The sequence below is a fragment of the Methylorubrum populi genome (assembly GCA_036946625.1).
In the GTDB taxonomy this organism is placed as follows: Bacteria; Pseudomonadota; Alphaproteobacteria; order Rhizobiales; family Beijerinckiaceae; genus Methylobacterium; species Methylobacterium populi_C.
This window is the reverse complement of sequence record JAQIIU010000002.1, coordinates 150,360-170,785: the sequence shown is the minus strand read 5'-3', so window position 1 is coordinate 170,785 and position 20,426 is coordinate 150,360. Positions and strand designations below refer to the sequence as shown.

General features: G+C 70.7%; 16 protein-coding genes and 1 pseudogene. 8 read left to right on the top strand and 9 right to left on the bottom strand.

The window, feature by feature from the left end:
* Positions 1–69: 69 nt before the first annotated feature.
* From mnmA to PGN25_02470, 6 genes and pseudogenes are all read left to right on the top strand, one after another.
* Positions 70–1,227 (top strand): tRNA 2-thiouridine(34) synthase MnmA, encoded by a 1,158-nt coding sequence (gene mnmA, locus PGN25_02495; protein MEH3116493.1) that lies wholly within the window; start codon positions 70–72, stop codon positions 1,225–1,227.
* Between the two features lie 121 nt (positions 1,228–1,348).
* On the top strand, positions 1,349–2,005 hold the full coding sequence (locus PGN25_02490) for a class I SAM-dependent methyltransferase (protein MEH3116492.1): 657 nt from the start codon (positions 1,349–1,351) through the stop codon (positions 2,003–2,005).
* Positions 2,006–2,067: 62 nt separating this feature from the next.
* Positions 2,068–2,877, top strand: a complete 810-nt coding sequence (locus PGN25_02485) for a TVP38/TMEM64 family protein (GenBank protein MEH3116491.1) — start codon at positions 2,068–2,070, stop codon at positions 2,875–2,877.
* 122 nt (positions 2,878–2,999) lie between these two features.
* Positions 3,000–4,526, top strand: a complete 1,527-nt coding sequence (locus tag PGN25_02480; protein MEH3116490.1) for a HAMP domain-containing sensor histidine kinase — start codon at positions 3,000–3,002, stop codon at positions 4,524–4,526.
* Between the two features lie 3 nt (positions 4,527–4,529).
* Positions 4,530–5,183, top strand: a pseudogene (locus PGN25_02475) (transposase).
* Positions 5,184–5,321: 138 nt separating this feature from the next.
* Positions 5,322–6,632 (top strand): IS4 family transposase, encoded by a 1,311-nt coding sequence (locus PGN25_02470; protein MEH3116489.1) that lies wholly within the window; start codon positions 5,322–5,324, stop codon positions 6,630–6,632.
* 264 nt (positions 6,633–6,896) lie between these two features.
* Here the strand turns inward: PGN25_02470 and PGN25_02465 are convergent, their stop codons facing one another.
* The 3 genes from PGN25_02465 to PGN25_02455 form a co-directional block, all read right to left on the bottom strand.
* Positions 6,897–8,105, bottom strand: a complete 1,209-nt coding sequence (locus PGN25_02465) for a glutamate carboxypeptidase (GenBank protein ID MEH3116488.1) — start codon at positions 8,103–8,105, stop codon at positions 6,897–6,899.
* Positions 8,106–8,673: 568 nt separating this feature from the next.
* A complete protein-coding gene (locus PGN25_02460; GenBank protein ID MEH3116487.1) occupies positions 8,674–10,251 on the bottom strand; it encodes a DHA2 family efflux MFS transporter permease subunit in 1,578 nt (525 codons plus the stop codon).
* 198 nt (positions 10,252–10,449) lie between these two features.
* Positions 10,450–11,673, bottom strand: coding sequence for an HlyD family secretion protein (locus PGN25_02455; GenBank protein ID MEH3116486.1), 1,224 nt, complete (start codon positions 11,671–11,673; stop codon positions 10,450–10,452).
* A 126-nt stretch (positions 11,674–11,799) separates the two neighbouring features.
* Here PGN25_02455 and PGN25_02450 point away from each other — a divergent pair, with 126 nt between their 5' ends.
* Positions 11,800–12,444 (top strand): TetR/AcrR family transcriptional regulator, encoded by a 645-nt coding sequence (locus PGN25_02450; GenBank protein ID MEH3116485.1) that lies wholly within the window; start codon positions 11,800–11,802, stop codon positions 12,442–12,444.
* Between the two features lie 7 nt (positions 12,445–12,451).
* On the opposite strand, the gene PGN25_02445 is transcribed toward PGN25_02450, so the two are convergent.
* Positions 12,452–14,215 carry an acyl-CoA dehydrogenase gene (locus tag PGN25_02445; protein MEH3116484.1) on the bottom strand — a complete coding sequence of 588 codons (1,764 nt, stop codon included), beginning with the start codon at positions 14,213–14,215 and terminating at the stop codon, positions 12,452–12,454.
* A 110-nt stretch (positions 14,216–14,325) separates the two neighbouring features.
* Between PGN25_02445 and PGN25_02440 the strand changes: the two genes are divergently transcribed.
* Complete coding sequence (locus PGN25_02440) at positions 14,326–15,315, top strand: L-threonylcarbamoyladenylate synthase (GenBank protein ID MEH3116483.1); 990 nt, start codon at positions 14,326–14,328, stop codon at positions 15,313–15,315.
* A 435-nt stretch (positions 15,316–15,750) separates the two neighbouring features.
* Here the strand turns inward: PGN25_02440 and PGN25_02435 are convergent, their stop codons facing one another.
* From PGN25_02435 to PGN25_02415, 5 genes are read right to left on the bottom strand one after another with little or no spacing between them, the layout of a single operon-like run.
* Entirely contained in the window at positions 15,751–17,514 is a 1,764-nt protein-coding gene (locus PGN25_02435) for an ATP-binding protein (protein ID MEH3116482.1), read from the bottom strand.
* Positions 17,504–17,854 carry a circadian clock KaiB family protein gene (locus PGN25_02430; protein MEH3116481.1) on the bottom strand — a complete coding sequence of 117 codons (351 nt, stop codon included), beginning with the start codon at positions 17,852–17,854 and terminating at the stop codon, positions 17,504–17,506. Before PGN25_02430 ends, PGN25_02435 begins: the two co-directional genes overlap by 11 nt.
* Before the next feature lie 14 nt (positions 17,855–17,868).
* Complete coding sequence (locus PGN25_02425) at positions 17,869–18,219, bottom strand: circadian clock KaiB family protein (GenBank protein MEH3116480.1); 351 nt, start codon at positions 18,217–18,219, stop codon at positions 17,869–17,871.
* Positions 18,216–19,925 (bottom strand): circadian clock protein KaiC, encoded by a 1,710-nt coding sequence (kaiC, locus tag PGN25_02420; GenBank protein MEH3116479.1) that lies wholly within the window; start codon positions 19,923–19,925, stop codon positions 18,216–18,218. Before kaiC ends, PGN25_02425 begins: the two co-directional genes overlap by 4 nt.
* 13 nt (positions 19,926–19,938) lie before the next feature.
* Positions 19,939–20,133 (bottom strand): hypothetical protein, encoded by a 195-nt coding sequence (locus PGN25_02415; GenBank protein ID MEH3116478.1) that lies wholly within the window; start codon positions 20,131–20,133, stop codon positions 19,939–19,941.
* Positions 20,134–20,426 lie beyond the last annotated feature (293 nt).

The window sequence follows — 20,426 nt, the reverse complement described above, 5'->3', positions numbered from 1 at the left end:
GCGTTCCGCAGGCCTGCGCGCCCCGAAAAGGCCCCGCCACCGGCCGGCACCCGGCCCCGAACACCGGCCATGAACTCGCTGGATCTCCCGAAGCCCCCGCACGAGACGCGCGTCGTCGTCGCCATGTCGGGCGGCGTGGATTCGTCGGTGGTGGCCGGACTGTTGAAGCGCGAGGGCTACGACGTCGTCGGCGTCACGCTCCAGCTCTACGACCATGGCGCGGCGACCCACCGCAAGGGCGCCTGCTGCGCCGGCCGCGACATCCACGACGCGCGCAACGTGGCCGAGACGCTCGGCATCCCGCACTACGTGCTCGACTACGAGGACCGCTTCCGCGAATCGGTGATCGACCGCTTCGCCGAGAGCTACCTGTCGGGCGAGACGCCGATCCCGTGCGTCGAGTGCAACCGCTCGGTCAAGTTCCGCGACCTGCTCGGGATGGCCCGCGACCTCGGCGCCGAGGCGCTGGCGACCGGACACTACGTGGCGAGCCGGGCCCTGCCGGCGGGCGGACGCGGCCTCTACCGCGCCCTCGATCCGGCCCGCGACCAGAGCTACTTCCTCTACGCCACCACGCCCGAGCAGCTCGCCTACCTGCGCTTTCCCTTGGGGGAACGCCCCAAGGACGAGACCCGCGCGCTCGCCCGGGACCTCGGCCTCGCGGTGGCCGACAAGGCCGACAGCCAGGACATCTGCTTCGTGCCGCAAGGCGGCTACGCCGACGTGATCGCCAAGCTCAGGCCCGAGGCGGCCCGGCCCGGCGAGATCGTGGATCTCGACGGCCGGCCCCTCGGCGAGCACGAGGGCATCATCCACTACACCGTGGGCCAGCGCCGCGGCCTCAAGCTCTCGGTCGGGGAGCCGCTCTACGTGGTGCGGCTGGAGCCCGAGACCGCCCGCGTCGTCGTCGGCCCCCGCGCGGCGCTCGCCACCCGGCGCATCCGCCTGACCGGCCTCAACTGGCTCGGCGACGGCGCGCCGGAAGACCTCGCCGACCTGACCGTGGCCGTGCGCGTGCGCTCGACCCGCGCGCCGCGGCCCGCGCGCCTGTCGTGGAACGCGGCCGAGGCTTGCGCCGAGGTCGAACTGGTCGCGCCCGAGGACGGCGTGTCGCCGGGTCAGGCCTGCGTGATCTACGCCGACGACGGCCCGCGGGCGCGGGTGCTCGGCGGCGGCACCATCCGGCGCATCGGCGCGTTGCAGGCAGGCGCCGCCGAGGCGGCCTGACGGATGTCTCGCACCGCGCGGATTTCATTTTCAGCGTTCTCGGACAGGGTCGTCGCTCGCAGAGCGATGGCGCCGCCCGGCCGGCGCTCGAGGCCGGAGACATCGAGAGGGTGACGGTTACATGCTGAGAGAGCGGGCGCCCGAGGCCGGGCCGACCACCGAGCTGATGCGCAAGGCCTATGCCCGCTGGGCGCCGGTCTACGATGTCGTCTACGACAAGCTGACCGAGCCCGCCGCCCGCGCCGCGGTCGAGGCGGCCGTCGCCCACGGGCCGCGGGTGCTGGAGGCCGGCGTCGGGACCGGCCTGTCCCTCGGCTACTATCCCCGCGACAGCGTCGTCTGCGGCGTCGACCTCTCCGAGGACATGCTCCGGCGCGCCCGCGGCAAGGTGCGCCGCCGGGGGCTGACCCACGTCATGGGCCTCCAGGTCATGGACGTGTGCCGCCTCGGCTACGCCGATGCCAGCTTCGACGCGGTGGTGGCGCAGTTCCTCATCACCCTGGTGCCGAACCCGGAAGCCGCGCTCTCCGAGTTCCTGCGGGTGGTGCGGCCGGGCGGCGGCATCGTGCTGGCCAACCATTTCGGCCAGTCCGACGGCCCGGTCGCCCGGGTCGAGGAGATCGTCGCGCCGCTCTGCACCAAGATCGGCTGGTCCTCGGATTTCAAGGCGACCCGGATCGAAGCCTGGGCGCGGCGCAACGGCGTCGAGGTCGTCGGCCTGTCGCCGACCTTCCCCGGCGGCTTCTTCAAGATCCTGCGGATGCGCAAGAAGACGTGACGAGAAGGCCCGGGGACGGTTCGCCATCACGGATCACGATCAACCTTGGCGGAGGCGAACCGATGACGCCAGGGGGCGGGGAGGGGGGGCCGGGCGAGGCCGGGCCGCCGGCCCCGCGCCGCGCCTGGCTGCGCTGGCTGCCGCTGCTCGCGCTCGCCGCGCTCTCGATCGGCATCCTCGCCTCGGGCGGCGCCCGCTTGCTCGACCTCGACCGGCTGTCCCAATCGCGGGTCTGGCTCCAGGCGCTCATCGCCGAGGACCGGGTGCGGGCGATCGCGCTCGCCTGCCTCGCCTATGTCGGCTCGGTCGTGGTCTCGCTGCCCGCCACCCTGGTGCTCACGGTGCTGGCCGGGCTGCTGTTCGGCCCGGTCACGGGCGCGCTGATGGCGATCGGCTCGGCAACGGCGGGGGCGGCGATCGTGTTCTCGGTTGGGCGCTGCGCCGCCGGCGACCTGATCCGGCGCAAGGCCGGCCCCCGGGTCGGGCGCTTCGCCGAAGGATTCCGCCGCGACGGCTTCGGCTACATCCTGATCCTGCGGCTGCTGCCGATCTTCCCCTACTGGATCACCAACCTCGCGCCGGCCGCCTTCGGGGTGCGGCTTCGCACCTTCACCCTCGCCACCCTGCTCGGCCTGACGCCCGGCGCCTTCATCTATGCCGGGCTCGGCGCCGGCCTCGAAGACCTCCTGACGGCCCGGGACGAGGCCAGAACCGCCTGCCTCGCCGCGGGGGGCGCCGATTGCGCCGCGGGCATCGACCTGCGCGCCCTGGTGACGCCCGGCATGGTGGCGGCGCTGGTGGGGCTGGCGGGATTCGCGCTTTTGTCGGTTTATCTGCGCCGACGGCTTGAGCGGCGGACGCTTCGCGCATAAGACTTGTGCGCAAGCGAATGGCGCACGTCGTCGGATGGCCGCACAACCTGTGCGGTCCATGGGGCCCGGGGACGGCGACGGCCATTCGCACCGCGTTCGAACGACACAACGACGGGTGACGCTTGAGACGGCCCCGCCTTCCGTTTCCCGGCCGGCAGCTCGAACCGGCGGCGATCGCCACTCTGCCCTGGCACAGCGCGGCACCGGCCGCGACGGCGGAGGTGCGGCGCGCGCGTCCGCTCGCCCGGCTGGGCCTGTCCGGCCGCCTGTTCCTGCTGACCGTGGCCTTCGTCGTGCTGGCCGAGATCCTGATCTACGTCCCGGCGGTGGCGACCTATCGGCTGTCGCGGCTCTCGGACCGGGTCGCGGCGGCGCGGGTCGCCGCGCTCGTGCTGAACGCCGCCCCGGAGGGGCAGGTGCCCGACGAGACGGCCCGGCGCCTGCTCATGGGAGCCGGCGCCCGTGCCATCGCGGTGCGGGTCGGCGAGACGTGGCGCTATCTCACCGACGGGCCGATCACCCCCGCCGTCGCGGAGACGGTCGACCTGCGCGAGCGCGGCCTGACCGGATCGATCGGCGGCGCCTTCCGGACGCTGTTCTTCCCCGCCAAGGCGCCGATCCGGGCGATCGGAGCGGGACAGGACGGCTTCGACGCCGTCGAGGTGCGGCTCGACGAGGCCCCGTTGCGGACGGCCGTGGTCGATTTCTCGCTCCGCCTGCTGACGGCCTGCCTCGTCATCGCGGCTCTGGCGGCGGCACTGATGTTCTTCGTGCTCCAGCGGGCGATCGTGCGGCCGGTGGTCCGGCTCGCCCGCGACATCGCCGCCTTCGCCGACGACCCCGAGCGGACCGACCGGGTGGCCCGCCGCTCGGCGCGCACCGACGAGATCGGCGAGGCCGAGACGGCGCTCGCCCGGATGCAGGTGGCGCTCGGCGGCGAGCTGCGCCAGCGGCGGCGGCTGGCCGAGCTCGGCCTGTCGGTGAGCAAGATCAACCACGAACTGCGCAACCTGCTGACCACCGCCCAGCTCCTCGGCGACCGCCTGGAGAGCGTCTCCGACCCGCTGGTGCAGCGCATCGCGCCGCGCCTCGTCGAGACCCTCGACCGGGCGATCCGCTTCTGCGAGGCGACGCTCGCCTACGGCCGCGCCACGGAGCCGAACCCGCAGCGGCGCATGGTGGCGCTTGGCCCCCTGCTCGACGAACTGACCGACCTCGCCGACCTGATGCCGGCGGCCTGCATCCGCGTCGCGGTGCGCGCGCCGCGGGATCTGGAGATCGACGTCGATCCCGAGCAGCTCCTGCGGGCGCTGACCAACCTCGTGCGCAACGCGGTCCAGGCCCATGCCGCGGCGAAGACCTCGGACGGCGCGGTGCTGATCGAGGGATTTCGCAGCGGTCCGGCCGGCGCGGGCGCCGTCACGATCCTCGTCACCGACAACGGGCCCGGCGTGCCCGAGCGGGCCAAGGCCAACCTGTTCGCCGCCTTCCAGGGCTCGACCCGGGCCGGCGGCACGGGGCTCGGCCTCGCCATCGCCTCGGAGCTGGTGCGGCTCAACGGCGGCACGCTCAACCTCGACGAGACACCGAGCGGCGCCCGCTTCCGCATCGTCATCCCGGACCGCGCGGCCGGCACCAAGGCGGCGTGACGGGCGCTCGTCGCCCCATTCCTGCCCCATCCGGCCGGAACGGATCGTCCCTGGCGCTGGCCGCCGCGGGCGATCCTGGACGGCATCCAGTCCGTCGTGCGAACCGGTTGCCCGTGGCGGCACCTTCCCCTCGCCCCTCATCCTGAGCCTGTCGAAGGCGGGCGTGTTCGAGCGCCTCGCCCACGCCCTGACCATGGCCGACCGTGAGCGCGCCGGGCTGAGGCCAGCCCGACCGGCGGGTATTCTCGATGCGCAGGCCGCCCGCTCGGGCGGGGTCGGGCGCAAGCGCCACGGGCGCACCGACACCGACGGCCCCCTGCTCCTGGCCATGGCCACCGCCTCGCCCGCCGACCGGCACGACAGCCACGGTGGGGTCGCGTTGCTGCGCGCCTCCCGGCGTCTCTGGCCGTTCCTGGCACACTGCTCCGCCGATCAGGGCGAACGGGTCGGCTCCGCCACCGTCATCACCGTCGAGATCGTCAGGCCCGACGAGGGCCGGAAGGGGTTTGCCGTCCAGCCCCGCCGCTGGGCCATCGAGCGCACCTTCGGCTCGATGGCCCGATGCCGAAGGCTCGCCCGGGACTACGAGGTGCCCCCGTCTTCTTCGTCCTCGCTGCCGCCATGATCCTCGTCAGGAGACGGGCACGAAACTTATGAAACGGGGTCTCAGAGCTATGCCTTTTAAGGTTCGTTTATATTAACTATATCCTTGCAATGAGCGAAGCATTGCAAGGATCCGATCCAGTCTGGTCTGCCGTCATTGAACGGTTCGAGAACTATGCGCCGACGAGCCTGATGGCCCGCACGGCCTTGGAACACGCGCTGCCGGCCGGCTGGATCGACGAGGTGTTCGAGCAGCATCGCCAGCGGCAATACACGCGGGAGTTGCTGTTCTCCACTGTCGTCAGGCTGACGATGCTCGTCGCTCTCGGCCTGCGCTCGTCGTTGCACGCCGCTGCGCGCGAAGCCGAAGACCTGACCGTCTCGCTGCCCGCCCTCTACGACAAGGTCAACCGCACCGAGCCCGACCTGCTGCGCGCCCTCGTGCGCGGCAGCGCGACCCGACTGGCCCCGGTGATGACCGCGGCGGGCACCGGCCATCCGAGCCTGCCGGGCTACGCACTGCGCGTGCTGGACGGCAACCATCTGCCCGGCAGCGACAAGCGCCTGAAGCCTCTGCGCGCGCATCGCGGCGCCGCCCTGCCGGGGCAGACCCTGGTCGTCTACGATCCCGATACCGGCCTGGCCGTCGATCTGGTGGCGGCCGAAGATGCTTATGCCGACGAACGGGCGCTGGCCCGGGCCCTCCTGGACGCTGCCGCGCCCGGTCAGGTCTGGGTCGCCGATCGGCACTTCTGTGTCCGGACCTGGCTGCAGGGTCTGGTTGAGGCAGGCAGCCACTTCGTGGTGCGTCGGCACGGCAACCATCCCCGCCTGGGCGCGCAGGGGGATTGGCAGGCGTGCGGCTCCTGCGAGACCGGCACACTGTGTGAGCAGAGCATTACGCTGGAGGGGAGCGGCGATGCGTGGCGGCGCATCGCGCTGAGCTTGACGGCGCCAACGACGGAGGGAGACCGGACGATCTGGCTGTGGAGCAACCTGCCGGCGAGCGTCAGTGCGGCGCAGATCGCGCAGGTGTATCGGCGACGCTGGCGGATCGAGGGTCTGTTCCTGCAGATGGAACGGGTGCTGCACAGCGAGGCCGGTCGCCTGGGTCGTCCGCGGGCGGCCCTGCTGGGGTTTGCCGCTGCCGTTCTGGCCCACAACGTGCTGAGCCTGCTGAGCGCGTGCATCGAGCAGGTGCACGGGCCCGAGCCGCGGGTCTCGGTGTTCCACCTGAGCCGTCAGATCGGTGCCGGCTACGAGGGGCTGATGGTGGCGCTCGGACACGGCTCTGTGTTGACGGGCCAGGAGGATGCGGCGAGCGTCGCGGCCCGCTTGCTCGCCTTGGCGGAGCGGGTCGACCCAGGGCGGATTGCAACCAGCCCGCGTGGTCCCAAGCGCAAGGTCGACAAGCCCTATGTAGCGGCGGCTACGGCCCGAAAACACGTCGCCACCGCCAGGGTCCTCGAAAAGGCCAAGCTAATGGCTAAGAAAACACCTTAAAAGGCATGGCTCTCAGAGCCTGTTTGACTGCGGTGATCCCATCTTTCCCCTCATCCTGAGGTGCCGCGTGAGCGGCCTCGAAGGGTGCTCCAGGTTCCGCGCGATTCCTGGAGCACCCTTCGAGGCCTCCGCTGCGCTCCGGCACCTCAGGATGAGGGTGGGGATGGGAGTAGGATCTTCCTCTCGCCTTGCCGTTGCCTGACGAAGAGACGTCGGCCAGTCAAACAGGCTCTCACAGGGCCACCTCTTGTATGGCGGGCGCCATCAACGCATGATTGGCTTCTTGCCGAGATCCATGATCAGCCGTGTCAGCAAGTACAGGCGAGGGACGATGCTCTTGACTTCGCCGTACTCATTCGGCGTATGTATCTGACCACCGACAATCCCGAGCCCATCGATCGTCGGTGTTCCAGCCGCCGCGCTGAAGCCGGCATCGCTCGCCCCCCCGCTGCTCTCCAACGTGAGCGTGCGGTCGATCTCGCCGTAAATCGCTTGAGTCCGCGCGGCGAGTTCATCGGTGTCGGCATTGCGTGGCATCGGCGGGAAGCCGCGCGCGAGCCTCACGCTTGTGCTGGTATCGGGCACGAGGGGTGTTTCGGCGATACGGGAAGCGTCGCGTTCGACCCGGTCGAACTCCTCGGGTACGAATGCACGCACGTCAGCCTGGGCTGAGGCGGCATCGGGGATAACGTTCACGGCCGTGCCCGCCTTCATCTGCGTGACGTTGACCGTGGTCTCCTTCGCGCGATCGCCGAGTTTGCCGATTTGCAGGACTTGGTGTGAAAGCTCGGTCGCCGCATTGCGACCACTGTCTGGGGCGACGCCAGCATGCGCGCTCCGCCCCTTCACGTCGACGCGCAACACGCCCGAACCCTTTCGAGATATCACGAGACCGTCGGCCGGCCGGCCCGGCTCCAGATTGAGCACGACATCGTGCTCTCGCGCCTGTGTCCCGATGAGCGCCCGTGCACCGGGTGACCCGATCTCTTCATTGGAATTGAGGAGAAACGTGATCGTGCGGAAATTCGTGAACTTCAGATCGCGCAGGATGCGCAGCGTGGACAAGCCGAGCGCAATGCCACCTTTGTCGTCGACGACGCCGGGACCGATCATTCGATCGCCCGTGATCGTAAATGGCCGCCGAACCGCCTCGCCGGTCGGGAACACGGTGTCCATGTGAGCGATGAGAAGAATGCGGGCCGTTCCCGTCCCTGAGAGGGTCGCTACGATGTTTGACCCCTTACCAGGCTCGACCGCCTTCGACGTCTCGACCTTGGCGCCGACCGCCTTCAACTCGGCGACGACAACTTCTGCCAAGCTTTCAAGGCCTTTCTCGTCGTCGCTACCCGAATCGATGTTGACGAGGCGTTCAAGAAATTTCAGCGTAGGCTCTTGGTAGGAATCGGCGCGCGCGAGCAGTGCCTGGTCCGGCTCAGCCCGGGCTGGAGAAGCCGTGAGCATAGCACCTGTCATCAGGCACCCAAGCCCAATCTGAACAAGGTGAGAGCGTAGCGTGATCATCGATGTTCCCGACTTGAATCGCACTCTCTGATGACAAGGATTACTGATACAAGCAACGACGACGAGTGACACTTTCCTACATTATCCAAGCATCTTGATTCTGAAAAATTTCCTAATGATGTGCTGCCGTGCTCACCGTCGAGGGTTCGAGGCAAAGCAGCCCGAGCGGAGCCGCGACCGATGCTAAGCTCGACTTTGGCCAATTGGCCGGGTCGTTGAGGATGTGAGGTGACGAAGCGGACGTGACGGATAGGCTGGTGGCGTCCCCGCCAAGAGACACCGCCATGCTGCCTCTGCCCACCCCCTTCGCCGGGCTCATCCTGGCGTTCGCGCCGTTGTTCGTCCACCGCTCGTGGCGACACGCCCAGATCCTGCTGGTCGGCGCGATCCTGACGCCGGGCCGCCGCACGGTGACGAGCGTCCTGCGCATCATGGGCCGCGCGCAGGAGCGAAAGCATGACGGGCATCGAACGAAGCTCTCCCGTCGCTCCATTCCCCATCGGCCAAGATCCGGAGATCCTCAATGCCCGGCACCTGCGGGCGCCGCGCCGCGCGGGCGGCGGATCAGCGGGGTGCCGCAGGCCATTGCCAGGAAGAGCACGGTGAGGACGAGGAACACGTCCTCGAAGCCCATCACCAACCCTTGAATCCGCACCGTGTTGGTCATGGCCTTCAGCGCCATGCCGTTGGCATCGCCCCCGAACACCTCGAACTGGCGCCGCATGGCGTCGAGTCGTTCCAGCGCGGCGCTGTTCGCCCAGGTGAAACGCTCGTGCAGGCGCGCGAGGTGCAGGTCCCAGCGGGCGTTCAGGATCGTGTTGATGAGCGCGAGGCCCACCGCGCCGCCGAGGTTGCGCGTGAGGTTGAACAGGCCCGAGGCGTTCTTCATCCGCTCCGGCGGCAGGGTGCCCAGCGCGATGTTGTTGATCGGGATCATGCACAGCATCAAGGAGCAGCCGCGCAGGATCTGCGGCCACAGCAGCTCCCAGAAATCCCAGTCCTTGGTCAGGCCGGTGACGATCCAGGTGCCGACGGCAAACCCGGAAAAACCCATCGCCATCATGATGCGCGGATCGAGCTTGGCGGAAAGCTTGCCGGCGATCGGGGCGGTGGCGAACATGCAGAGCCCCGAGACGAACATCGTCTCGCCGATCTGCAGCGCCGAGTAGCCGCGCACCCGGGCGAGGTAGACCGGGTAGAGATAGGTGAGGCCGTAGAGGCCGATGCCCATCACGAAGCTGAAGACGCAGCCGGCGGCGAAGTTGCGGTCCGAGAAGGCGCGCAGATCGACGATCGGCTGGCGCGCGGTGAAGACGCGGGCGAAGAACAGCAGCCCCGACACGGCGCAGACGAGGGCGCAGACGAACACCACCTCGTCCTGCAGCCAGTCGTGGTTCGGGCCCTCCTCCAGCACGTATTCGAGGCAGCCGAGGAAGCCCGCCATGAAGGCGAGCCCGGCCCAGTCGAAGGACTTGAGCAGGCCGAAGTTCGGCCGGTCGAAATCGATCAGGAACCAGGTCGAGACCGTGACGAAGAGGCCCGGCACGATGTTGATCAGGAACAGCCAGTGCCAGGAGAACAGGTCGGTGAGATAGCCGCCGACCGTCGGGCCGATGGTCGGGGCGAGCGTCGCCACGAGGCCGATCATCGGCGAGACGATCGGGCGCTTCGAGGGCGGGAAGATCGTGAAGGCCGAGGCGAACACGGTCGGGATCATGCCGCCGCCGATGAAGCCCTGGAGCGCTCGCCAGACGATCATCTCGTCGATCGACGAGGAGGTGGCGCACATCAGGCTCATCAGCGTGAAGCCGCCGGCCGAGACCGAGAACATCCAGCGCGTCGAGAGCACCCGCGACAGGGTGCCGGAGAGCGGGATCGAGATCACCTCGGCGATGAGGTAGCTCGTCTGCACCCAGGGGATCTCGTCGCCCGAGGCCGAGAGGCCGGCCTGGATCTCGTTGAGCGAGGCCGAGACGATCTGGATGTCGAGGATCGCCATGAACATCCCGAACACCATGCACAGGAACGCCACCATGCGGCGGCGGTCGATGGGCGGGTCGGCGGCGGGGCTTGCAGCGAGGGTCGCGGTGGCGGCCATGGGGCGCCTCGGTCAGAATCTAAGCGGGGTCGTCCCCTCCACACCCTCATCCTGAAGCGCCGGAGCGAAGCGGAGGCCTCGAAGGGTGTTCCAGGGATCGCGTGGGAACTGGAGGATCCTTCGAGGCCCGCTGGCGCGGGCACCTCAGGATGAGGGGGTTGGCAGGATCGAACGGTTCTTGTTCGGCCGGATGGATTCTCAGCGCTGGGCGGCGAACTTCTGGACCGGCGCGTCGGCGCCCTCGCGGGTATCGACCCGCACCACCACCGAGAGGCCGGGCCGCAGCAGGCCCTCGCGGGCGATCGCCTCCGGCACCTGGACGCGCACGGGCAGGCGCTGGACGATCTTGGTGAAGTTGCCGGTGGCGTTGTCGGGAGGCAGCAGGCTGAAGACCGAGCCGGAGGCGGGCGAGAGCGATTCCACCGTGCCGACGATGTCGCGGTTGGGATAGGCGTCGACGTGGATGTGCACCTCCTGCCCCGGCCGGACGCGGGCGAGCTGCGTCTCCTTGAAGTTCGCATCGACCCGCACACTCTGGAGCGGCACCAGCGCCGCGATCCGGGAGCCGGGGGAGACGTAGGCGCCGGCCTCGACCGCCTTGTTGCCGACGACGCCGTCGAAGGGCGCGCGGATCATCGCGAAGTCGAGGTCGCGCCGGGCGCGGTCGGCCGCGGTGCGCAGTTCCGCCGCGAGGCCCTCGGCCTCGCGCTTCTGCGCCTGCAGCACGTCGACATTGGCCCGCGCGGCGGCGAGCGCGGCCTCGGCCGACTTCACCGCGGCCTCGGTGCGGTCGCGGTCGGCCTTGGCCTGATCGAGGCGGGACTTCGCGACGTACTCGACCTGCATCTGCGTGGCGCGGGCGTAGTCGGCGCCCGCCCGCACGGCGTCGGCCTTGGCCGCGTCGACCTGCGCCGCGCTCTGGAGAACCTGCGCCTGCGCCGCCTCGGCCTGTCGGCCGATGCGCGTGATGGTGCTCTCCTGCGTGGCGAGCTTGTCCTGCGCCGCCTTCAGGGCGAGGCGGTAATCGCCGTCGTCGAGCCGCGCGATCACGTCGCCCCGCTTCACCACCTGCCCGTTCACCACCGGGACGGCCTCGAGATAGCCGGAGACCTTGGCGGCGAGCACCGAGATGTCGGCCTGGACGTAGGCATCGTCGGTGCTCACGAAGAAGCGCCCGACCGTCCACCAGTCCCAGCCGGCATAGGCGCCGCCGCCCAGGCCGGCGAGGAGCAGCGCGGACAGGATCGCCCGGCGCAAAGGGCGGCGAGGCTTGGCGGGGGAGGCGGGCGGCGCCGGCTCGACCACGACGGGGGTGCGCGTCGGCGACGGCGCGCGACCGCCCTCGGCCCGCTCCTCCTCGACGCGGTCCGCGACGGCGTCCACGGCCGTGTCCGACCGACGGGCATCCTCACGAAGCGACATGGCTGAAACCCCGGACATGCAATGACCGAACGGTTCGGTCACTGAGCGGGTCGAGTTGACGCCGCCACCCATCCGGCGCTAGCTAGCACTGACCGAACGGTTCGGTCAACATATGCGAGTCGAGTGATGGCGGGCGCGGCGGCACAGGAGCGGGGCGCTCCGACGAACGAGAGCGACAAGCGCCGGCAGATCCTGGAGGGCGCGCGCCAGGTCTTCATGACCTCCGGCTTCGACGGGGCCAGCATGGGCGAGATCGCCAAGGCGGCGAACGTCTCGAAGGGCACGCTCTACGTCTATTTCGACAGCAAGGAGGCGCTGTTCGAGGCGCTGACCACCGAGGAGAAGGAGGGGCTGGCCGAGGCCCTGTTCCGCCTCGACGAGGACGACCCGGACGTGCGCGCGGTGCTGACGCGGCTCGGTGCCAGCTACCTCGCGATGATGGCGCGGCCGGAGCACGTCTCGATCATCCGCATGGTGATCGGCGCCTGCGAGAAGTTTCCCCGGTTCGGGCAGGCCTTCTACGAGGCCGGACCGGCCTGCGGCGTCGGGCGGCTCAAGGCCTATATCGAGGCCCAGGTCTCGGCCGGGCGCCTGCGGGCCGACGACACGGATCTCGCCGCCAAGCACTTCCTGCAACTGTGCCAGGCCGGAATGCTGACCCGCCTGCTGTTCAACGCCGGCGAGGCGCCGAGCGAGGCGGACATCCGGCACCGCGTGGCGGAAGCGGTGCGGGTGTTCTTCGCCGGGTACAGGCCCGGCGCGGAAGGGTGAGCGCGGCTCACCCCGTCAGGGCGAAGGCCGGATCGTCAGCGAAACCGCCGCCGGTGAGGATCGCCTGCTCCAGGCCGCCGGCCGCCGGCAGCAGGTTCTCGGCGAAGAAGCGCGCGAGCGCGATGCGCGCGGCGTGGGCCGGATCGGTCTCGCCGGCTTTCAGCGCCGCGCTCGATGCGAGGCCGGCCGCGGCGAGGCAGGCCGCGCCCTGCACGAGGCCGAACAGGCGCAGGTAGGGCGCCGCACCGGGCAACGCCTCCTGCGGCCGGTTGGAGGCGAGCGCCTTCAGCAAAAAACTCGTCGCCCGGTCGAGGCTGCCGATGCCCTCCCGCAGGCGGGACGCGGCGTGGCCGAAGGCGGGCGTCCCGTCCTTGAGCAGCCCTTCGGTCACCCGCCGCAGGGAGGCGATCTGCGCGCCCACCGTGGCCCCGCCGTTCAGCGGCAGCTTGCGGGACACGAGGTCGATCGCCTGGATGCCGTTCGTCCCCTCGTAGATGCCGAGGATGCGGGCATCCCGCATGAGCTGGGCCGCACCGGTCTCCTCGACGAAGCCCATGCCGCCATGGACCTGCACGCCGAGCGAGGTCACCTCGTTGGCGATGTCGGTGGAGAAGGCTTTCGCCACCGGCGTCAGCAGCGAGGCGCGGTCGTGCGCCACCCGCCCCTCGGGGCCGTGCGCCGCGTCGAGCGCTTGCGCGGTGAGGTAGCAGATGCCGCGCGCCGCGGCGGTGTAGGCTTTCATGGTCAGCAGCATGCGCTGCACGTCGGCATGGGCGACGATGGCGCTGACGGGCTCCGAGGCCCCCGGCGCCCGGCCCTGGCGGCGCTCGCGGGCGTAGCCGAGGGCCTTCTGATACGCGGCTTCCGCCACGCCGACGCCCTGGAGGCCGACATTGAGCCGGGCCGAGTTCATCATCGTGAACATGCAGGCCAGACCCCGGTTCTCCTCGCCGATCAGCCAACCGGTCGCCCCGCCGCCGTCGCCGAAGGCCATGGAGCAGGTGGGCGAGGCGTGGATGCCGAGCTTGTGCTCGACGCCCGAACAGCGCAGGTCGTTCCGGGAGCCGTCCGGCAGCACCTTCGGCACGAGGAACAGCGAGATGCCGCGGGTGCCGGCGGGCGCGTCCTTCAGGCGGGCCAGCACGAGATGGACGATGTTGTCGGAAAGATCGTGCTCGCCGTAGGTGATGTAGATCTTGGCGCCCGTGATCCGGTAGCCGCCGTCGCCGTCGGGTTCGGCCCGGGTGCGCAGGGCCGAGAGGTCCGAGCCGGCCTGCGGCTCGGTCAGGTTCATGGTCGCGGTCCACTCGCCCGAGACGAGCTTTTCGAGATAGCGGCCCTTGAGGTCGTCGGAGCCGTGGGCGGCCAGCGCCTCGATGGCGCCGGCGGTGAGAATCGGGCACAGGCCGAAGGCGAGGTTCGCCCCGTTCCACATCTCGGTGCAGGCGGCGGCGATCAGGTGCGGCAGGCCCTGGCCGCCGTGGTCGGGCGCGGCGAGCACGCCGTTCCAGCCGCCCTCGACGAAGGCGCGGTAGGCCTCGCGCCAGCCCGGCGCGGTGGTGACGCGACCATCGGCGAACGGCGTGCCGTGGCGGTCGCCCGCGCGGTTCAGGGGCGCGATCACGTCGCCCGCGAGCCGGCCGGCCTCTTCGAGGATCGCCGCCGCATCCTCGGGGGCGATCTCGGCCGGGCTCCGCGCCAGCGCGGCGTCGAGCCCCGCGACGTGGCGGAGCGTGAAGACCATCTCCTCGACGGGCGCGCGATAGCTCATGGTCCCTTCACCGCTCCTCCCGCCACACCACCAGGGGCGGCGCTCCCGTTTGACGGCCCGCGGGCCGAGGGTCTACGGCCGGCCGTTCTTCACCGCATCTCCACTCCGACATGGACGCCACACCGTCAACCGCCACCACGCTACGCTTAAGCACCGATGTCAACGGCCTCGCGCGGGCGGCCGCGCTGCTCGGCGAAGGCCGCCTCGTCGCCCTGCCGACGGAGACGGTCTACGGCCTCGGGGCCGACGCCACCGATCCGGAGGCGGTGGCCGCGATCTACGCCGCCAAGGGACGCCCGCGCTTCAACCCGCTGATCGCCCATGTCGCCGAGGCCGAGGCCGCGATGACGGAGGGCGTGTTCGACGCGTTCGCGCAAACCCTCGCGAAAGCGTTCTGGCCGGGGCCGCTGACCCTGGTGGTGCCGGCATCCCCCACCGGCTCCGTCTGCGATCTCGCCCGGGCCGGGCTCGCTTCCGTGGCCCTGCGGGTGCCGGCCCACGCCATCGCCCGCGACCTGCTGGCCTGGGTCGGACGACCGGTGGCGGCCCCCTCGGCCAACCGCTCGGGCCGGGTGAGCCCGACAAACGCCGAGCACGTGCTCGGCGATCTCGACGGGCGCATCGCGGCGGTGCTCGACGGGGGCGAATGCCCGGTCGGGGTCGAGTCGAGCGTGGTGGCCTGCCTCGGCGGACGTCCCCGCCTGCTGCGCCCCGGCGGCGTGACGCGGGAGGCCATCGCCGCGGTGCTGGGCTTCGCGCCCGAGGCGGCCGACGATCCGGGATCGCGGCCCGTCGGGCCGGGCCTCCTCGCCTCGCACTACGCCCCGCGGGCCGGCGTGCGGCTCGACGCGACGAGCGTCGCCGCCGGCGAAGCGGCGCTGCTGTTCGGCGCCTTCCGGCCCGAAGGGTGGGAGCGTGCCGTGGCGGTCGAATCCCTGAGCGAGCGGGGCGATCCGGCGGAGGCGGCCGCGCGGCTGTTCGGGGCTTTGCGCCGGCTCGACGCCTCCGGCGCGGGCACCATCGCCGTCGCACAGGTGCCGGAGCGGGGCCTGGGCGAGGCGATCAACGACCGCCTGCGCCGGGCCGCCGCCCCACGCTGAACGGCGTACCCCGATTTCGCGAAACTTTTTGCGGAACCGATCGCACGCCCGCGCATTGTCCGGTTACGAAGGCCAGTTCAGCCCCCAATGGCCTTTGCCCTTCAAGGCTCGGAGCGATCCGAGCCTTTTTTCTTGGCCGATTTCCTGTTTCTTGGCCGATTTCCTGGCCGAACGCCCAAGTCCTTGCCGGCGAAGCCGGACCTTATACGATATCCGGTTGATGCGTTCGGCCTGTCCTGCGTCCTTGCGAGGCGAAGCCGTGGCGATCCAGGGCGCGCCCTTTCCGGACAGGTCGCGCCCTGGATCGCTTCGCAGCCGCTCGCGATGACGGAGGGGGGCCAAACCCGAAGCGATCAAGCGGAAACGGTATGATACCAAGCTGCCGCGCCTTCGCGCGGCCAACCGGCGACGAGCCGGGATCGTCGCCGGTTGGCCTTACTTGGCCCGGGTGCCGCGCCGCTGGATCGCCCGGCGCAGGATGCGCGAGAGATCCTCCACCGAGTAGGGCTTGTGCAGCAGCGGGAAGCCGTGGTGCCCATCCTCGGCCAGCACGTGGCTGTAGCCGGAGGAGAGCACGATCGGCATGTCGGGCTTGCGTCCCAGGATCGTGCGGGCGAGTTCCACGCCGTTCATGCCGGGCATCACCACGTCGGTGAACACCACGTCGAACCGGTCGGGCGTGCGGGCGAGTTCGGCCAGAGCCTGATCGCCGTCCATCGCCCAGACGGTGCCGTAGCCGAGTTCGGCCAGCGCCTGCGTGGCGAAGGCGCCGACCTCGCGGTTGTCCTCGACCAGAAGGACGCAGGCGCCGTGGCCGGGGGCGAGCGGCTCCGGCTCGTCCGCGGCCTCCGGCATCGTCGGCGCGACCTTGGCCCGCGGCAGGAACAGGGTGAAACGGGTCCCCTGGCCGAGCACGCTCTCCACCGCGATGTCGCCGCCCGACTGCTTGGCGAAGCCGAACACCTGGGAGAGACCGAGTCCGGTGCCCTGGCCGACCCCCTTCGTCGTGAAGAACGGCTCGAAGATCCGCGACAGGTCGGCCGGCGCGATGCCCGACCCCGTATCGGAGATCGACACCGCCACGAAGTCGCCGGGCACCGCCGGATGGGTGCGCAGGGCCGGGATCTGCGCGGCGTGGCCGACGCGGATGGTGAGCGTGCCCTCGCCGTCCATGGCGTCGCGGGCATTGACCACCATGTTGACCAGCGCCGTGTCGAACTGGCTCGGATCGGCCTCCACGAGGCAGGCGAACGGCTCGCCCGCCGCGTCGAAGCAGGGCTCGATCAGGGTCTTCACCTGGATGCGCGCGCCGGTCAGCGTGCCGACCATGTCGGCCACCGCGGCGACGCCGCGGCCCACGTCGAACACCTCGGGCTTGAGCGCCTGGCGCCGGGCGAAGGCGAGGAGCTGACCCGTCAGCTTGGCCGCGCGTCCCACCGTGTCGGAGATCGCATCGACGTAGCGGCGGCGGCGCTCCTCGGCGAGGTCGGGACGCTTCAGCAGGTCGGTCGAGGACTTGATGACGGTGAGCAGGTTGTTGAAGTCGTGGGCGACGCCGCCGGTGAGCTGGCCGACCGCCTCCATCTTCTGCGACTGGCGCAAGGCCTCCTCGATCCGCTCGCGCTCGGCCACCTCGGCGCGCAGGCGCTCGTTGGTCTCGGCGAGTTCGCGCAGGCGCCGCCGTTCGGCGGTGAGGTCGGTCAGCACGCCGCACAGCAGCAGGGCGTCGCCGTCGCCGTCGAGGCGGGCGAGCGACAGGTAGACCGGCCGCTCGGTGCCGGCCTCGTCGCGCAGGGCGATCTCGCCGCGCGCCGGCCCCTGCGCCGCCTGTGCCACCAGGGCGGCGAGCGCCGCACCCTGGCCGTTGGCGGCGAAGCGGGCGAGCGGTTGGCCGATCAGCCGTTCCTGCCGGCTGCCCAGGATCTCGGCGAGCCGCCGGTTGCAGTAGAGCAGCGCCCCGTCGGGCCCGAGGGTGAAGGCGCCCTCCTGGATCTGCTCGATCAGCACCCGATAGGGCCGGTCGGCGTTCTCCAGGGTGTAGACCAGCCGCTCGCCGCCGGGTCCCTCGACCACGATGGCGTCGAAATCGCCCCGGCGGATCGCCGAGAGGGTGTCCTCGACCTCTTCCAGCCGCGTCTCGAGCTCGCGGATGCGCGCCTGCGCCTCGCCGAGGGCGTCGGGGGCGGCGTCAGCGCTCATCGGCGCCACCGGCGACGGCCGCGGGGAGCCCTTCCCGCGGATCGTCCCGCACGAATCCCTGCAGGCCGAGCCCGTCGAGGATGCGCCGCTCGTCGCTCAGGTCGCCGGCGATGCGTCGGGCGGGGAGGGGGGCGAGACGCACCAGGGTCGGTGCCGCCACGACGCCGTCGGCGCCCGCGAGGGCGGATTGCTGGTAGATGTCGACGACCTCCAGATCGCAGGCCCCCCCGAGCCGGCCCTCGCACAGCCGGCGCACGCTCTCGATGGTGCGGGTCGAGCGCGGCGAGGTGCCGGCGACGTAGAGGCGCAGATGCGTGCGCCCGGCGGTCCCGCCGCCCATGGCCCCCGTCCCGCTCAAGGCCCGCCCACCTTCGATGCGACGCCCTTGGGCCGAATGTCGAGGCCGACCAGCACCTTCTCGGTGTTGGACAGGTCGCCGATGATGCGCTTGAGCGGTGCGGGCAGGCGCCGCACCAGGGTCGGGATCGCCAGGATCTGGTCGCCGGCCGCGAGCTGCGGGTTCTTCATCAGGTCGATGACCTCGATGTCGTAGTGGCCGGCGAGGTGCTCCTCGCAGAACCGCTTGAGGTTGGCCATGGCCGCGAGCGACTTGGCGGTCTGTCCGGCCACGTAGAGACGCAGGTGGTAATGACCGTCGTCGACCGCCCCGTCGGCGCCGTCGTCCATCGGCTCGGACCCGGTCATTTCGTGCCTCCCCGGCGAGCGGCGAGGGTGCGCCGCCCGCTCGCCAGCATCGCCTCGCGCATCTCGTTCTCGCTCAAGAGCACCGCCTCTTCCTCTTCCACGGCTTCCAGGCCGGCGCGCAACTCCTCGATCTGCCGCTCCAGCGACCGGCGCCGCCGCAGGGCCTCGCGCTGGCGGCGGTGGTTCTCCTGCTCGCGGCGCAGGGCGGCAGCGGCTTCCTCCGCCTCCCGCACCACCCGGGCCGTGCCGGTGAGCACGCCCGCCGGACCGATATAGGCGTCGATCAGCGCGATCCCGTCGCCCGACATCACGAATTCGCGCACTTGGTTCGAGTGGCGCATGCCGCGGGCCTTGATGACGTAGAGCGTGCGCGAGCGCTCGCCGTCGGCCTCGACGTTGACCAGCTTGACCCAGGCATCCATCAGCGAGGAGACGCCGATGGTGTCGTCCCGGTCGAGCCCGCCATCCTCGCGCAGGCTGGTGAACACGGCGGTGATGCCGCGGCTCTTGAGCATGTCGACCATGCGCAGCATCGTCGCCTGCAACTCGGCCGGCGGGCCGCGCAGCGCCGAGAGCGGATCGATCACCACCAGGGAGGGCGCGAACCGGTCGATGTCCCGGTGCATGCGCGCCAGGTGCATCTCCAGGCCGTAGAGGCTCGGGCGCGCCGCCTCGAACCGCAGCAGCCCCGCCTCGACGTGGCGGGCGAGGTCGAGACCGATGGAGCGGGCATTGCGGCAGATCTGGTCGCCGCTCTCCTCGAACACGAAGGCCATGCAGCGTTCGCCCCGTCGGCAGGCCGCGTCGGCCATGCTGGAGACGATCATGGTCTTGCCGGTGCCGGCCTCGCCCGAGATCAGGATGCTGGTGCCGCGGTGGAAGCCGCCGGGTTCGAGCATCGCGTCGAGGCCGGCGATGCCGGTGGAAACCACGCCCTCCGCGACCGTGTAGTCGAGATCGGCCGAGGTGACCGGCAGGACGCTGATGCCCTCGGCGTCGATCAGGAAGGGGTATTCGTTGGTGCCGTGGGCCGAGCCGCGGTACTTCACCACGCGCAGGCGCCGGGTCGTGATCTGGTCCTCGACGCGGTTGTCGAGCAGCACCACGCAGTCGGAGACGTATTCCTCCATCCCCTGGCGGGTGAGCTGGCCGTCGCCGCGCTCGCCGGTGATGATGGCGGTGAGCCCGCGCTCCTTGATCCAGCCGAACAGGCGGCGCAGCTCGGCGCGCAGCACCGTCTCGTCGGAGAAGCCCGCGAACAGCGTCTCGATGGTGTCGAGCACGACGCGCTTGGCGCCGATCGAATCCACCGCGAAGCCGAGGCGGATGAACAGGCCTTCGAGGTCGTATGCGCCGGTCTCCTCGATCTCGCTGCGCTCGACCCGCACGTGGTCGATGGCGAGCTTGCCCTGCGCCACCAGGCCGTCGAGGTCGTAGCCGAGGGAGGCGACGTTGGCGACGAGATCCTCGGCGCGCTCCTCGAAGCTCACGAACACGCCGGGCTCGTCGAAGCGGGTGGCGCCGTTGACGAGGAAGGTCGTCGCGAACAGCGTCTTGCCGCAGCCGGCCGCGCCGCAGATCAGCGAGGGCCGCCCCTTCGGCAGGCCGCCGAAGGTGATGGTATCGAAGCCGGCGATGCCGGTGGCGACCTTCGGCAGGGCCGGGGCGGCCGTGGGCGGCCTGTCGCCGCTTCGGTTTTGACCGATTTGGTCCTGCGGCTCAGACGCCAAGGCGGATCTCCGAGACGATGGGCTCGAAGGCGGCGGTCCGGGCGGACGGCCGCATCGCCACGATGCCCGCGCCCGTCGTCGGGTCAGGGGACAGCGGCAGGCGTTCGAGACGAGGGCGACGGCACGACGGGCAAATCCCGCATCCGGCACGGACGGTGGCGGGAAGGTTCGAGGGCAGCGTCATGAAAGGGAGCGTCGCAGCGGGCTACCGGCACCCGTCAGCCGGGCTCCCTAATGCAAAGGCCCGGGGGTGGCAACACGCACGGCACCGGCCGCCGGGGCTGCAAACCCGGATACACGGCTTTTGAACATCGCTCCTCTTGCCCTCGCTCCTCTTGCCCTCGCTCCTCTTGCCCTCGCTCCTCTTGCCCTTGTCCGTCATTCCGGGGTCGTGCGGCGAAACCCGGAAATCCCCCCGTGACGCGCGACCGGAGCAGACCGTCGCGGCCCGTCGTGGGGTGCACGCTTCGCGCGCCC